General features: G+C 66.5%; 15 protein-coding genes. 8 read left to right on the plus strand and 7 right to left on the minus strand.

The window, feature by feature from the left end:
• Positions 1–15: 15 nt before the first annotated feature.
• Positions 16–417: a VOC family protein gene (locus tag GOQ09_RS20560; RefSeq protein WP_157615251.1), complete on the plus strand. Its 402-nt coding sequence runs from the start codon at positions 16–18 to the stop codon at positions 415–417.
• A gap of 15 nt (positions 418–432) precedes the next feature.
• On the opposite strand, the gene GOQ09_RS20565 is transcribed toward GOQ09_RS20560, so the two are convergent.
• From GOQ09_RS20565 to GOQ09_RS20575, 3 genes are read right to left on the minus strand one after another with little or no spacing between them, the layout of a single operon-like run.
• A complete protein-coding gene (locus tag GOQ09_RS20565) occupies positions 433–1,395 on the minus strand; it encodes a threonine/serine dehydratase (protein ID WP_157615253.1) in 963 nt (320 codons plus the stop codon).
• Complete coding sequence (ispH, locus tag GOQ09_RS20570) at positions 1,392–2,360, minus strand: 4-hydroxy-3-methylbut-2-enyl diphosphate reductase (protein WP_157615255.1); 969 nt, start codon at positions 2,358–2,360, stop codon at positions 1,392–1,394. The genes GOQ09_RS20565 and ispH overlap by 4 nt, the downstream gene beginning before the upstream one ends.
• Complete coding sequence (locus GOQ09_RS20575; protein WP_157615257.1) at positions 2,357–2,800, minus strand: FKBP-type peptidyl-prolyl cis-trans isomerase; 444 nt, start codon at positions 2,798–2,800, stop codon at positions 2,357–2,359. The genes ispH and GOQ09_RS20575 overlap by 4 nt, the downstream gene beginning before the upstream one ends.
• A gap of 109 nt (positions 2,801–2,909) precedes the next feature.
• Here GOQ09_RS20575 and radC point away from each other — a divergent pair, with 109 nt between their 5' ends.
• Both radC and GOQ09_RS20585 read left to right on the plus strand, forming a co-directional pair.
• A complete protein-coding gene (gene radC, locus GOQ09_RS20580) occupies positions 2,910–3,587 on the plus strand; it encodes a RadC family protein (RefSeq protein WP_157615259.1) in 678 nt (225 codons plus the stop codon).
• The gene (locus tag GOQ09_RS20585; RefSeq protein WP_157615261.1) at positions 3,587–4,246 is read left to right on the plus strand and encodes a Smr/MutS family protein; all 660 of its coding nucleotides are present in this window, start codon (positions 3,587–3,589) and stop codon (positions 4,244–4,246) included. The genes radC and GOQ09_RS20585 overlap by 1 nt, the downstream gene beginning before the upstream one ends.
• A gap of 21 nt (positions 4,247–4,267) precedes the next feature.
• On the opposite strand, the gene GOQ09_RS20590 is transcribed toward GOQ09_RS20585, so the two are convergent.
• Both GOQ09_RS20590 and GOQ09_RS20595 read right to left on the minus strand, forming a co-directional pair.
• Positions 4,268–5,491 carry an NAD(P)/FAD-dependent oxidoreductase gene (locus GOQ09_RS20590; protein WP_157615263.1) on the minus strand — a complete coding sequence of 408 codons (1,224 nt, stop codon included), beginning with the start codon at positions 5,489–5,491 and terminating at the stop codon, positions 4,268–4,270.
• Positions 5,492–5,524: 33 nt separating this feature from the next.
• Entirely contained in the window at positions 5,525–5,947 is a 423-nt protein-coding gene (locus GOQ09_RS20595; RefSeq protein ID WP_126748457.1) for a group II truncated hemoglobin, read from the minus strand.
• A 170-nt stretch (positions 5,948–6,117) separates the two neighbouring features.
• On the opposite strand from GOQ09_RS20595, the gene GOQ09_RS20600 reads away from it, so the two are divergent.
• The 5 genes from GOQ09_RS20600 to GOQ09_RS20620 all read left to right on the plus strand — a co-directional run bounded on the left by GOQ09_RS20600 (position 6,118) and on the right by GOQ09_RS20620 (position 10,292).
• Positions 6,118–6,945 carry an ABC transporter substrate-binding protein gene (locus GOQ09_RS20600; RefSeq protein WP_157615264.1) on the plus strand — a complete coding sequence of 276 codons (828 nt, stop codon included), beginning with the start codon at positions 6,118–6,120 and terminating at the stop codon, positions 6,943–6,945.
• A gap of 156 nt (positions 6,946–7,101) precedes the next feature.
• Complete coding sequence (locus GOQ09_RS20605) at positions 7,102–7,797, plus strand: amino acid ABC transporter permease (RefSeq protein WP_157615266.1); 696 nt, start codon at positions 7,102–7,104, stop codon at positions 7,795–7,797.
• Positions 7,798–7,808: 11 nt separating this feature from the next.
• Positions 7,809–8,531, plus strand: a complete 723-nt coding sequence (locus tag GOQ09_RS20610) for an amino acid ABC transporter permease (protein WP_126748454.1) — start codon at positions 7,809–7,811, stop codon at positions 8,529–8,531.
• Complete coding sequence (locus GOQ09_RS20615) at positions 8,528–9,271, plus strand: amino acid ABC transporter ATP-binding protein (protein WP_157615268.1); 744 nt, start codon at positions 8,528–8,530, stop codon at positions 9,269–9,271. Before GOQ09_RS20610 ends, GOQ09_RS20615 begins: the two co-directional genes overlap by 4 nt.
• Before the next feature lies 1 nt (position 9,272).
• Positions 9,273–10,292: an isopenicillin N synthase family dioxygenase gene (locus tag GOQ09_RS20620; protein ID WP_157615270.1), complete on the plus strand. Its 1,020-nt coding sequence runs from the start codon at positions 9,273–9,275 to the stop codon at positions 10,290–10,292.
• Between the two features lie 9 nt (positions 10,293–10,301).
• Here the strand turns inward: GOQ09_RS20620 and GOQ09_RS20625 are convergent, their stop codons facing one another.
• Together GOQ09_RS20625 and GOQ09_RS20630 are read right to left on the minus strand one after the other, a co-directional pair.
• Entirely contained in the window at positions 10,302–10,991 is a 690-nt protein-coding gene (locus GOQ09_RS20625; RefSeq protein WP_157615272.1) for an HAD family hydrolase, read from the minus strand.
• Positions 10,992–11,082: 91 nt separating this feature from the next.
• Positions 11,083–12,423 (minus strand): MFS transporter, encoded by a 1,341-nt coding sequence (locus GOQ09_RS20630; protein ID WP_157615274.1) that lies wholly within the window; start codon positions 12,421–12,423, stop codon positions 11,083–11,085.
• Positions 12,424–12,540: the final 117 nt, after the last annotated feature.

Consider the following 12,540-nt stretch of genomic DNA (forward strand, 5'->3'; position numbering starts at 1 on the left):
CGAAGGGAAAGAGCGATGCAAGCCTATCTGACATTCAACGGCAACGCCGCCGAGGCACTGGCCTTCTACGCCAAGGCGCTAGGCGGCAAGATCATCTTCAGCATGACTTTCGGCGAAAGCCCCATGGGCGCCGAAACGCCCGATGCCTACAAGGGCAAGATCATGCACGCCACGCTGGAAGCCCGCGGCCACCAACTGATGGCTTCCGACATGCCGCCGGGCATGGCGTTCGAAGGCTACAAGGGCTTTTCGCTCTCGGTGCAGGGCAACAACGTGGACGAAGGAAAGAAGCTCTTCGAGGCGCTGGCCGAGGGCGGCGAGGTCACGATGCCCTACGGCCCGCAGTTCTGGGCCGTCGGCTTTGGCATGCTGACCGACAAGTTCGGCGTGCCTTGGATGGTGAACTGCGAGAAATAAACCAGAGCTGCGCCGTCAGCCGACCGTGGCCGGATCGACATTCGCCCCGCAGACGATCAGGCACACCTTCTCGCCTTCGCGCGGCACGTAGGCGCCGGTTTGCAGCGCCGCCAGCGGCAGTGCGGCGGCGGGTTCCACGGCCAGCTTCAGCTCCTTCCACAGCCACTGCTGGGCGGCGCGAATGGATTCGTCCGACAGCAGCAGCGCGTCCTTCACGTATTTCTGGGTGATTTCCCAGGAAATGGCACCGATGCGCCGCGCGCCGAGCGAATCGGCGGCAATGCCGCCCACGTCGACATCGACCGGCTCGCCGGCCTGCCGGGCGCGGAAAAGCGTGGGCGCCTTTTCGGGCTCCAGCGCCACCACGCGGGCGCGCTGTTCGAACCAGCCGGCCAGGCCGCCGATCAGGCCGCCGCCGCCCACGCTCACCAGCACTGAATCGGGCAGGCCGCCCTGCGCTTCGATCTCGACGCCCAGCGTGCCCGCGCCCGCAACCACTTCCGGCTGGTCGTAGGCATGGGTCAGCAAGGCACCGCTTTCCTTCTGGCGCACCAGGCAGGCGGCCAGCGCGTCGGGGTACAGCTCGCCGACCACGACCACCTCGGCCCCCAGAGCCCGCAACCGGGCGCGCTTGGCTTCAGGCGAGACGCCGGGCAGAAACACCTGGCAGTGCACGCCCAGGGCCTTGGCCGCCGCCGCGGTGGCAATGCCGGCGTTGCCGCCCGAGGCCACGACCACGCCGCTTTCGGGAATGTCGTTGGCCAGCAGGCGGTTCATCATGCCGCGCGCCTTGAAACTGCCGCTCACCTGCGTGTGCTCGAGCTTGAGCCACACCTCCACGCCCGGCACCTCGATGCCGAGGGCGGAGGCCGGCAGCTTCCAGAGCGGGGTCTCGCGCAGGAAATGGGCGGCACCCGCGCGCAGCCTGCGGGAGGCGCTCTCGGCTTCAAGGCGCCAGTTGGTCGTTTGATTGTTCAAGAGATGTGTCCCGGGGGAGGAATGTCGTCGAGCTTGAGGCCCTTGGGGAGCGGAAACTTGATGGTTTCCTCGATGCCGTCCATCTTGCGGACCGACACCGCGCCGAGCGCCCTCACGCGCTCGATCACCTCGCGCACCAGCACTTCGGGCGCCGAGGCGCCGGCCGTGAGGCCCACCCGCCCCTTGCCTTCGAACCACTCCGGCTTGAGCTCTTCGGCCGAATCGACCATGTAGCTTTCTGTGCCCAGGCGCTGCGCCAGTTCGCGCAGCCGGTTGCTGTTGGAGCTGGTGGGGCTGCCGACCACGATCACCAGGTCGACCTGGGGGCTCAATATCTTCACCGCGTCCTGGCGGTTCTGGGTGGCGTAGCAGATGTCCTGCTGCTTGGGCTCGCGCACCATCGGAAAGCGCGCGCGCACGGCGGCCGCGATTTCGGCAGCGTCGTCCACGCTGAGCGTGGTCTGCGTCACCACGGCGAGCTTTTCGGTCTGCGCGGGCGATACCTTCGCCACGTCTTCCACGTCTTCGACCAGATGAATGCCGCTGGAGAGCTGGCCCATGGTGCCTTCGACCTCGGGGTGCCCCTTGTGGCCGATCATGATGAACTCGTAGCCTTCCTTGGCGAGCTTGGCGACCTCGACGTGCACCTTGGTCACCAGCGGGCAGGTGGCGTCGAAAACGTCGAAGCCGCGGTCGCGCGCCTCTTGCTGCACCGCCTTGCTCACGCCATGGGCGCTGAACACGAGCGTGGCGCCGGGTGGCACGTCGGCCAGGTCTTCGATGAAGATGGCGCCCTTGGCCTTGAGCTCATTCACCACGTAGGTGTTGTGCACGATCTCGTGGCGCACGTAGATGGGCGCGCCGAATTTGGCCAGCGCACGCTCGACGATTTCGATGGCGCGGTCCACGCCCGCGCAAAAGCCGCGCGGTTCGGCGAGGATGACCTCCTCGATGCTCTTGTTCATAGCACGCCTATGAGCCGCACCTCGAAGGTCACGGGCTGCCCGGCCAACGGGTGGTTGAAGTCGAAGCGCACTGCGGTTTCGTTCGATTCGACCACCGCGCCGGCGTAGCTGCCCGTGCCATCGGGCGTAGGAAACTGCACCACGTCGCCGACCGCATATTGCTCGTCGGGGTCGCCCATCTGGGCCAGCAGCTTGCGGGCCACCCATTGCTGCATTTCGGGGTTGCGCTCGCCAAAGGCCTCGCCCGCGGGCAGTTCGAAGGTGGCATGCGTGCCCTCTTCCAGGCCCATGAGCCGCTGCTCCATGGCCGGCGAAAGCTCGCCCGTGCCCAGCGACAGGGTGGCGGGCTTGTCGGCGAAAGTGTTGATGATGTCGCCCGCCGGACCGGCCAGCCGGTAATGCAGGGTAAGGAACGAGCCGGAAGTCACGACGTGGGACATGGGTGCAGCGGAGGTAGGCAAAGACAAGGTGGGTGTCCCGATAAACTGGACTGCATTTTAAGGAGCCGGGGCTTCCACCCGCTCTTTCAAGGTTTCACCCAGGTTTTCGATGGCATTCAAGGATCTCCCCGCCCACGCCCGCCCGCGCGAAAAGCTCATCGCGCGGGGCGCCGCCGCGCTGGCCGACGCCGAACTGCTGGCGTTGCTGCTGCGCACCGGCGTGGCGGGAAAAAACGTGCTCCAGCTCGCCCAGGAGCTGCTCGACCACTTCGGCGGCCTTTCGGGCCTGCTGCAGGCCGGCGCCGACGACCTGAAGGTGATCAAGGGCATGGGTGGGGACGCCAAGCGTGCCGAGCTCATTGCGGTGCTCGAGCTCGCGCGCCGCGCCATGGCCGAGCGGCTTAGGGAGCGCGCGGTCTTCGATTCGCCCGGGGCCGTGAAGGAATATCTGCAAATGCACATCGGGTCGCGCCCGTACGAGGTGTTTGCGGTGCTGTTTCTCGATGCGCAGCACCGGCTGATCGTGCTTGAAGAACTGTTTCGCGGAACGCTCGCGCAAACGAGCGTCTACCCGCGCGAGGTGGTCATGCGCGCGCTGCACCACAACGCCGCGGCCGTGGTGCTTTCGCACAACCACCCCAGCGGCAGCATCGAGCCCTCGCGCGCCGACGAATCCCTGACGCAAACGCTCAGGGCGGCGCTTTCATTGATCGACGTGCGCGTGCTCGACCACGTGATCGTCAGCGCCGGCCAGAGCTTTTCGATGGCCGAGAAAGGGCTGCTCTGATGGCTTCCCGCACGCCGCCCATCAAGAACCTGGCAGACCTGAAGCAGGTGCAGCGCGCACTGGCCGAGACCCGCGAGCGCGAAGCGGCCGCTACAGCCACCAAGGCCGCCGCCGAACGCAAGCGCGCGGCCGAAAAAGACCTTTTCACGCGCGCCATCGGCGCCACGGAGCCGCTTCGCCGCAAGGCGGCCGTGGTGCCGCTTGCGCCGGAGCCGCCCGCGCCCATTCCAGTGCAGCACCAGCTCGACGAACAGCGCGTGCTGCGCGAATCGCTTTCCGACGAGTTCGATGTGACGACCCTGCTCGACGTCGACGACGCCATGAGCTTTCGCCGCCCGGGCATCGGCACCGACGTGACAGCGCGGCTGCGCAAGGGCGACTGGAGCATCCAGGCGCAAATCGACCTGCACGGTCTGCGCAGCGACGAGGCCCGCGAGGCGCTCGGCGGCTTCATTCGCAATGCCTACAAACAGGGCCTGCGCTGCGTGCGCGTGGTGCACGGCAAAGGCCTGGGCTCACCCGGCAAGCAGCCGGTGCTCAAGACAAAAACGCAGCGCTGGCTCATCCAGAAGAACGAGGTGCTGGCCTTCGTGCAGGCCAAGCCCGCGGAGGGCGGCGCAGGCGCGCTGGTGGTGCTTTTGGCGCCAGCGCGGCGCTGACGCTGAACGCCGCGCTGCGGCTTACGTCAGGTGGTTCTTCAGCGGAATCGCCGCATCCGCCACCGTCGCCGCATCCGGACTGCGCCCTGCTTCGAGCAGCTTGCGGCTCATCATGTGATCGACCGGCGCATTCACTGATTCGACGCACACCAGCTGTCCATCCACATAGTGGAACAGAGAGAACGCATCGGGCTTGGGTCCGGCGCGCCGCACGCTGGCCAGCCCCGGGGTGCCCTCGGCCGGCATCAGCCCGACCATCTGCAGCCGCAGCCCGCCCTGATCCGACCAGAACCACGGCACCGCGTCGTGCGGCCGCGCGGCGCCGGTCAACGTGGCCACTGCCGTGCGTGCCTGGTCGTTCGCGTTCTGCACCGACTCCAGCCGCAGCGCGCGGCCTGCGCGCCGATCGGGAAAGCGCGTGCAATCGCCTACTGCGAGCACGTCGGCCGCGCTGGTCTGCATATGGCTGTCGACCACGATGCCGTCCGCGCATTCGATGCCCGCGGCCTGCGCCAACGCGGTTTCAGGCACCGCGCCAATGCCGAGCAGCAGCAGGTCCACCGGCTGCTTCGCACCGTTGACCTGGATGGACAGCAGCCGGTCGCCTTCGACCTCGAACGCACCGGTACGCGCACCAAGCACGATGTCGATGCCCGCCGCGCGATGCGTTGCGAGCACATGAGCCGACAGCTCGGGCGACACAGCGCGGCCCAAGAGGCGCGGCGCGCTTTCGATCACCTGCACACGCTTGCCGAGCGCATTGGCGGTGGCCGCCACTTCGAGCCCGATGAACCCGCCGCCCAGCACCGTGACCTGCTGCGCATCGGCCAGCCGTTCGCGCAGGCGATGCGCCTCTTCGGCCGCGCGCAGGGTTGCGACGTTTTCAAGGCCCGGCTTCAGGTCGGGCATCTGGCGCGCACGGGTGCCGGTGGCCAGCACCAGCCGCTCCCACGGCAGAACGGCACCCGAGTGCAGCGTCACGGTGTGCGCCTCGCGGTCGATGGCCACGGCCGCATCGCCCAGGTGCAGCGTGATGCCGGCTTCGCGGTACCAGTCGGCGGCCTTGTGCGGTTGCCTGGTCTCCTCGGCGCTCTTGAGAAAAGCCTTGGAAAGCGGCGGCCTGTGGTACGGCTCGCAGGCCTCCTCGCAAACCAGGTGCACGCGCGCGCCCTGCCCGGCTTCCGCCAAGCCCGCGCAAAGCTGGGCCGCGGCATGGCCGCCGCCGATGATGACGATGGAATTCATTGAAGAGAGTCTCTTTCGGAGTCGTTGTGTGTCTTATTGCTCGCCGCGGTTTCGCATCCAGTCCGCCGTCTGGAAGAACGAATCGCGCAGCCTGGCGCGCAACCCCTCCGGCACGCCGGTTTCACCCATCGCCTGGTCCATGCAGGCCAGCCACTGGTCGCGCTCCTTGATGCCGATGCTGTGCCCGCCGATGCTCTGCGGCAGGTGCCGCGCGCGCAGCATCGGATGGCCGAAGCGGTCGGTGTAGTGCTGCGGGCCGCCGAGCCAACCGCACAGGAACCAGAAGAGTCGCTGGCGCGCGTTGTCCAGGCTGGTGCCGTGCACCGCACGCAGCTGCGCATAGGCGGGTTCGAGCTCCATCAGGTCGTAGAAGCGGTCGACCAGCGCCTGTACCTTGGGTTCGCCGCCGATCCATTCGAAGGGGGTGTCGACGGGGGGCTTTTCGTGAATCTGCATGGCGGGAGTATCCCTCCAGCCGCGGTCCGAGGCCGCACGCGGCTTGAATTCCGGCGAATCCAGTACCGTCATCAGGACCATTCGGGCACCCATATGTATATGTCGATTGAGGATTTAATAATCCACGGTTTTATTGATATGGTCCCGTCCTGTTTTCCAAGGAGAAGAACATGCGCTTGAACCTCATTGCCGCGGCCCTCGCCGCTTCCGCCCTCTTCGCGGGCATTGCCGCCCATGCAGACCAGCTTGCCGACATCAAGAAAAAAGGCGAGCTCGTGGTGGGCGTGCTCGGCACCGACGAGCCCGCGACATTCATCGACCCGAAGACGCGGCAGATCGTCGGCTACGAAGTCGACCTGGTGAACGCGATTGCCAAGAAGATCGGCGTGAAGCCGGTGCTCAAGCAGATTGCCGTGGCCGCGCGCATTCCCGAGCTCCAGCAGGGCCATGTCGACCTGGTGGCTGCGGGCCTCACGCACAACAAGGAGCGCGAGGCGCAAATCGACTTTTCGCTGACCACCTTCGTCACCGGCCAGAAGGCCATCGTGAAGAAGGACAGCGGCATTACCGACGTGCCGCAGCTCGCCGGCAAGAAGGTGCTGACCATCCGCGGCGGCACGCAGGAGCCGAACATCCGCAAGGCCGTGCCCACCGCCGAAGTGGTGACCTTCGACACGAGCCAGCAGGCCTTCCAGGCACTGCAGCAGGGCAAGGGCGTGGGCTATGTGGACGACGAGGCCGCGCTGCTGCGCAGCTACGCCAAGCTTGGCCCGCAGAAGGCCAAGTACGTGGTGCTCAAGCAGAACCTGAGCACCGAGGCGCTGGCCATCGGCATCAAGAAGGGTGAGAGCGGCCTGAAGGCCGTGGTGGACGATACGCTGCGCGAGCTCGAGAAGTCGGGCGAAGCGCAGAAGATCTTCGTCAAGTGGTACGGGCCGAACACGGCGTCGGGCTTCCAGACGCGCGACTTCAAGTTCGAGAGCGACAAGATCGACTGATCCCGCGTTTCTCCTTCCCCCTTTGGGGGAAGGCAGGGATGGGGGCTTGCGGCTTTCGAACGGCCAGCGGCGCGTTGAGTGCCGTGCCCCCACCCCGACCCTCCCCCAGCGGGGGAGGGAGAAAATCCCATTGCGGCGGTGATACTGTCGCCCCTCATGCCCCTGTTCGACTATTCGCTGCTGCTCACCGGCCAGTACCACGACATGCTGGTCGCGGGCCTGCTGCTCTCGCTGCAGCTGCTGGCCGCTTCGCTTGTTTTGGCCCTGCCCATCGCGCTGGTGGTGGCGCTGCTGCGCCTTTCTCCGCTTGCCCCGCTGCGCTGGCTGGGCTTTGCGTATGTGGAGTCGATCCGCAACATTCCGCTGCTCGCGCACATGCTGTTCTGGTATTTCGGCGCGCCCGAGCTACTGCCTGAGGGCATCAAGCAGTGGCTGTATGAAGGCCACATCGAGGCGTACAGCGCCATCATCGCGCTGGCGCTCTACACCGCCGCCTTCATGGCGGAAGACATCCGCAGCGGCATCCGCGCGATTCCCGCGGTGCAGTTCGAGGCCGGCCGTGCGCTGGGCTTCGGCTTCATGGGCACCATGCGCCGGGTGGTGCTGCCGCAGGCGCTTCGGGTGACGGTGCCGCCGCTCATCTCGCAGACGCTGAGCCTGTGGAAGAACACCTCCATTGCCACGGTGATCGGCGTGGCCGAGCTGATGTACCAGGCCGGTCAGGTCGAGAGCGCGACATTCCGCAGCTTCGAGTCGTTCGCGTTCGCGAGCGCGGCGTACCTGACGGTATCGCTCGCGATCACGGGGCTGGCCACGTGGTACCACCATCGGTTTCCGGTGCGAACCATCTGAGGCCCCACCAGATGCTCGAAATCATCAACGACTACTGGGTGTACTTCCTCATCGGGCAGTACCCGAACGGGCCACTGGGCGGGCTGGTGCTCACGCTGCTGCTGGCCTCCTGCGGGCTGGTGCTCGCGCTGCCGCTGGGCATTGTGCTCGGCCTGGCACGCGTGAGCCCGTGGCGCTGGCTGCGCTGGCCGGTAACCGGCTTCGTCTTCGTGGTGCGCGGCTTGCCGTTGCTGATGGTGATCTTCTGGGCCTACTTCTTCCTGCCCAGCGTCACGGGCGTGAAGACCGACCAGTTCACCACCATGCTGATTGCGCTCGTGATCTTCGATGCGGCCTACCTCGCCGAAATCGTGCGCGCCGGCATCCAGGGCCTGCCGCGTGGGCAGATGGAAACCGCGCGCGCGCTGGGCCTGGGCTACGGCCGCGCGATGCGGCTGGTGGTGCTGCCGCAGGCCCTGCGCAGCATGCTGCCTTCGCTGGTGAACCAGTTCGTCTCGACCATCAAGGAAACTTCGCTCGGCTACATCATCGGCCTGGCCGAGGTGTCGTTCATCGCGACGCAGATCAACACGCAGGTATTCACCAAGCCGGCCCAGATCTACCTGATCCTGGGCGGGACCTATTTCATTCTCTGTTTCGGGCTGTCGCGCTTCGCCTACTGGCTGGAGCGCCGCCTCGCGCGGCGCGGCATGTCGGTGGCCGACCCCGCCACGGCCCCCAAGGTGTCCGCATGATCGAACTTCAGAACGTCAACAAGTGGTACGGCAGCTACCACGCCCTGGTCGACATCAGCGAGACCATCCACAAGGGTGAAGTGGTCGTGGTGTGCGGGCCTTCGGGCTCGGGCAAGTCGACGCTGATCCGCACCTTCAACCGGCTGGAGCCGATCCAGTCGGGCCGCATCCTCATCGAGGGCAAGGACATCCATGCGCCGGGCACCGACGTGAACGCGTTCCGCTCGCGCATCGGCTTCGTGTTCCAGCAGTTCAACCTGTTTCCGCATCTCACCGTGCTGCAGAACTGCACGATGGCGCCCATGCAGCTGCGCGGCCTTACGCGCAAGGAAGCCGACGAGCGCGCGATGGCGCTGCTGCAGCGCGTGGGCCTGGCGCACAAGGCGAATGCGTGGCCCAGCGAACTTTCGGGCGGCCAGCAGCAGCGCGTGGCCATTGCGCGCGCGCTCGCCATGCAGCCGCCGCTGATGCTGTTCGACGAGCCCACCAGCGCACTCGACCCCGAGATGGTGGGCGAAGTGCTGCTGGTGATGCGCGACCTCACGCGCGACGGCATGACCATGGTCTGCGTCACGCACGAGATGGGCTTTGCCCGCGAGGTGGCCGACCGCGTGCTGTTCATGGACGAAGGCAAGGTGCTAGAGCGCGCAACGCCCGACGACTTTTTCAACCGGCCGCAGCACCCGCGCGCGCAGCAGTTTCTTTCGGACATCCGGTCGCCGTTCTCGCGCGGCGCATGACATGCTCTCCACACTCATGACAGACACGCAGACTCTTCCGCTGATCGATGTCGCGCCGCTCGTGGCCGGTGCGCCTGAACGCGACCGTGTGGCCGCGCAGATCGGCGCCGCCTGCCGCGCGCACGGCTTCTTCTATGTCACCGGCCATGGCGTCGACTCCGCGCTGGTGCAGCGGCTCGAAGTGCTGAGCCACCGCTTCTTCGAGCTGCCTGAAGAAACGAAGATGCAATGGCGCATGGCACTGGGCGGGCGCGCGTGGCGCGGCTACTTTCCGCTGGGCGGCGAGCTGACCTCCGGGCGACCCGATTGGAAGGAAGGCCTGTACCTGGGCACCGAACTGCCGGCCACGCATCCGCTGGTGCAGGCCAGAACGCCGGTGCACGGGCCGAACCTGTTCCCCGACGTGCCGGAATTTCGCGAAACCATCCTCGGCTACATGGCGGCCGTCACTCGGCTCGGCCATCGCCTGATGGAAGGCATTGCGCTGAGCCTCGGCCTGCCCGCAACGTATTTCGCCGAGCGCTACACCGCCGATCCGTTGATCCTGTTCCGCCTGTTCAACTACCCCTCGCAGCCCGTGCCCGAAGGCCTGGACGTGCAATGGGGCGTGGGCGAGCACACCGACTACGGCCTGCTCACCATCCTGCACCAGGACAACGTGGGCGGCCTTGCCGTGCACACGCCGGGCGGCTGGATCGACGCACCGCCAATTGCCGGATCGTTCGTCTGCAACATCGGCGACATGCTCGACCGCATGACGGGCGGGCTCTACAAGTCGACTCCGCACCGCGTGAAGCGCAACACCTCGAGGCGCGACCGGCTTTCGTTTCCGCTGTTCTTCGATCCGAACTTCGAGGCCCGCGTTCAGCGCATCGAAGGGCTGCAAGGTGCAGAGGCGCGCGACGACAGCGCCGAGCGCTGGGACCGCGCCAATGTGCACGCCTTCAGCGGCCGCTACGGCGACTACCTGCTCGCCAAGGTGTCGAAGGTGTTCCCGCAGTTGCGCGACGAAGTGCTCTGACCCTGCAGGTCAGGCGCGCTCCTGCGCTGGCGTGGGAAACCACAGCGGCACGTGCGCCATGGCATCGTGCAGCGAATCGAGCACATGAAACGCCTGCCCGATGATCGGCTCCGGCGGGTGCTTGAGGTCCGGCACGATGACGACGCGCAGCCCCGCCGCCAAAGCCGCCTTGGCGCCGTTCTCGCTGTCTTCGAAGGCCACGCAATCCGCCGGTTCCACGCCGAGGCGCTCTGCCGCAAGCAGGTACAGCGCCGGGTCGGGCTTGGCGCGGGCCACTTCGTCGCCGCCCGCGAAAGCCTCGAAATGGTGCAGCACATCGAGGCTGCCGAGACAGGCCTGGATCTGCCCGCTGCTCGACGACGAAGCAACCGCGCAGCGTGTGCCGCGTCCGCGCAAGGCGGTGAGCAACTCGGCCGCGCCGGGCTTGATGGGAAAGAGCGGCCGGAGGTCGCCGTCGGCGCGCTGCAGCTGCAGCGCGGCGGTCACTTGCGTCGCCGCGTGCTGGTAGGCGGCCGCGCCGCCGAGCAGCGCAGCAAGGATCTGCTTCGACTCAGCCATGGCCAGCCCCACGCATTGCAGGTACTGGGCGTGCGAAAGCTCGATGTCGAGCGTGCGGGCGGCTTCGATCCAGGCAGCCATGATGGGCCGCTCCGAATCGATGAGCAGCCCGTCCATGTCGAAAATTGCGGCGGCGAACATGAGGCGAATCCTAAGCCAGCCGGCGCCGCGGCGCCCGAAAAGAAAAAGGGGCCGGCGGCCCCTTTTTCAGAACACCCTCGTTTGACGGAGATCAGTCCCGCACCAGCGCCCGGTTCAGGCCCAGTGCCGCCAGCGTGCCGACCGCGCCCGAGAGCAGGTAGACGCTGACATACGCCAGCCCGAAATTCGCCGACAGCCCGAGCGCCACCAGCGGCGCAAAGGCCGCACCGATGAGCCAGGCCAGGTCGGCCGTGAGGGCCGCGCCGGTGTAGCGGTACTTGGGTTCGAAGTTCGAGGTCACAGCGCCGGCGGCCTGGCCGTACGACAGGCCCAGCAGCACGAAGCCCAGCAGAATGAAGATGTCCTGCCCGATGCGGCCGCCGTCGAGCAACGTGGGCGCAAAGCCGCTGAACACCGCGATCATCGCGGCCAGCCCACCCAGGGTGAAGCGCCGCCCCACGCGGTCGGCAATCAGGCCCGAAGCCACGATGCCGCCGGCACCCAGCACCGCGCCGATCATCTGCACCACCAAGAACTCGGTGATCGACTGGTCCGAATACAGCGTGATCCACGACAGCGGGAACACCGTGATCAGGTGGAACAGCGCATAGCTCGCCAGCGCCGCGAAGGCACCGATCAGCAGGTTGGCACCTTGCGAGCGAGTCAGCTCCAGAACGCTGGTGGGCTGCAGTTCGCGCTCCTCGAGCAGGCGCGAATACTCATCAGTAGCCACCAGCCGCAGCCGCGCGAACAGTGCCACCACGTTGATCGCGAACGCAACGTAGAAGGTGTAGCGCCAGCCCCAGTCGAGAAAGTCCTTGAGCGCCAGGCTGCCGTAGAGATACGCAAAAAGTGCGCTGGCCACGAAGAAGCCGAGCGGTGCGCCCAGCTGGCCAAGCATGGCGTACCAGCCGCGTCGGTTCTGCGGTGCATTGAGCGCCAGCAGCGACGGCAGCCCGTCCCACGAGCCGCCGAGCGCCAGGCCCTGGGCAAAGCGGAACACCGACAGCAGCACGATGGATGTGAACCCGATGCTCGCGTACCCCGGCAGGAAGGCGATGCCCGCGGTGGAGGTTCCCAGCAGGAACAGCGCAATGGTCAGCTTGGCCTCTCGCCCGAACCGCCTCTGGATGCTCATCGAAATGACGGTTCCGAACGGCCGTGCAATGAAGGCGAACGAAAAAACCACGAAGGCGTAGAGGGTTCCTTCGAGCCGCGCCTCGAACGGAAAGAACACCGCCGGAAACACCAGCACCGAGGCAATGCCGTAAACGAAGAAATCGAAGTATTCCGATGCCCGCCCGATGATCACGCCGACGGCGATTTCGCCCGGCGCGATGTGGGAATGCTCGTCGCCCTGCCGGGCGCCGTTGTCGGACGTGTTCGGCACCGGCGGTGCGCCTTGCGGAAGGATGCTGGACGTCGTCGTCATTGCGTTTTGTAATTCGGGTGTCACGTGCAGTGACAAAGGTAGACCATGAACAGGGAGGCTCCAAGCGTCTCACCGAACGGGGATTCCCGCCATAGGACAAAACGTCCAATAGCGGGG

It is taken from the genome of Variovorax paradoxus, assembly GCF_009755665.1.
In the GTDB taxonomy this organism is placed as follows: domain Bacteria; phylum Pseudomonadota; class Gammaproteobacteria; order Burkholderiales; family Burkholderiaceae_C; genus Variovorax; species Variovorax paradoxus_G.

What these genes read in the sequence shown, in the direction of transcription:
- GOQ09_RS20560 (WP_157615251.1), top strand. Translation starts at nt 16, where the DNA reads ATGCAAGCCTATCTGACATTCAACGGCAACGCCGCCGAGGCACTGGCC.
- ispH (WP_157615255.1), bottom strand. Translation starts at nt 2,360, where the DNA reads ATGAACAAGAGCATCGAGGAGGTCATCCTCGCCGAACCGCGCGGCTTT.
- GOQ09_RS20575 (WP_157615257.1), bottom strand. Translation starts at nt 2,800, where the DNA reads ATGTCCCACGTCGTGACTTCCGGCTCGTTCCTTACCCTGCATTACCGG.
- radC (WP_157615259.1), top strand. Translation starts at nt 2,910, where the DNA reads ATGGCATTCAAGGATCTCCCCGCCCACGCCCGCCCGCGCGAAAAGCTC.
- GOQ09_RS20585 (WP_157615261.1), top strand. Translation starts at nt 3,587, where the DNA reads ATGGCTTCCCGCACGCCGCCCATCAAGAACCTGGCAGACCTGAAGCAG.
- GOQ09_RS20590 (WP_157615263.1), bottom strand. Translation starts at nt 5,491, where the DNA reads ATGAATTCCATCGTCATCATCGGCGGCGGCCATGCCGCGGCCCAGCTT.
- GOQ09_RS20595 (WP_126748457.1), bottom strand. Translation starts at nt 5,947, where the DNA reads ATGCAGATTCACGAAAAGCCCCCCGTCGACACCCCCTTCGAATGGATC.
- GOQ09_RS20600 (WP_157615264.1), top strand. Translation starts at nt 6,118, where the DNA reads ATGCGCTTGAACCTCATTGCCGCGGCCCTCGCCGCTTCCGCCCTCTTC.
- GOQ09_RS20605 (WP_157615266.1), top strand. Translation starts at nt 7,102, where the DNA reads ATGCCCCTGTTCGACTATTCGCTGCTGCTCACCGGCCAGTACCACGAC.
- GOQ09_RS20610 (WP_126748454.1), top strand. Translation starts at nt 7,809, where the DNA reads ATGCTCGAAATCATCAACGACTACTGGGTGTACTTCCTCATCGGGCAG.
- GOQ09_RS20615 (WP_157615268.1), top strand. Translation starts at nt 8,528, where the DNA reads ATGATCGAACTTCAGAACGTCAACAAGTGGTACGGCAGCTACCACGCC.
- GOQ09_RS20620 (WP_157615270.1), top strand. Translation starts at nt 9,273, where the DNA reads ATGCTCTCCACACTCATGACAGACACGCAGACTCTTCCGCTGATCGAT.
- GOQ09_RS20625 (WP_157615272.1), bottom strand. Translation starts at nt 10,991, where the DNA reads ATGTTCGCCGCCGCAATTTTCGACATGGACGGGCTGCTCATCGATTCG.
- GOQ09_RS20630 (WP_157615274.1), bottom strand. Translation starts at nt 12,423, where the DNA reads ATGACGACGACGTCCAGCATCCTTCCGCAAGGCGCACCGCCGGTGCCG.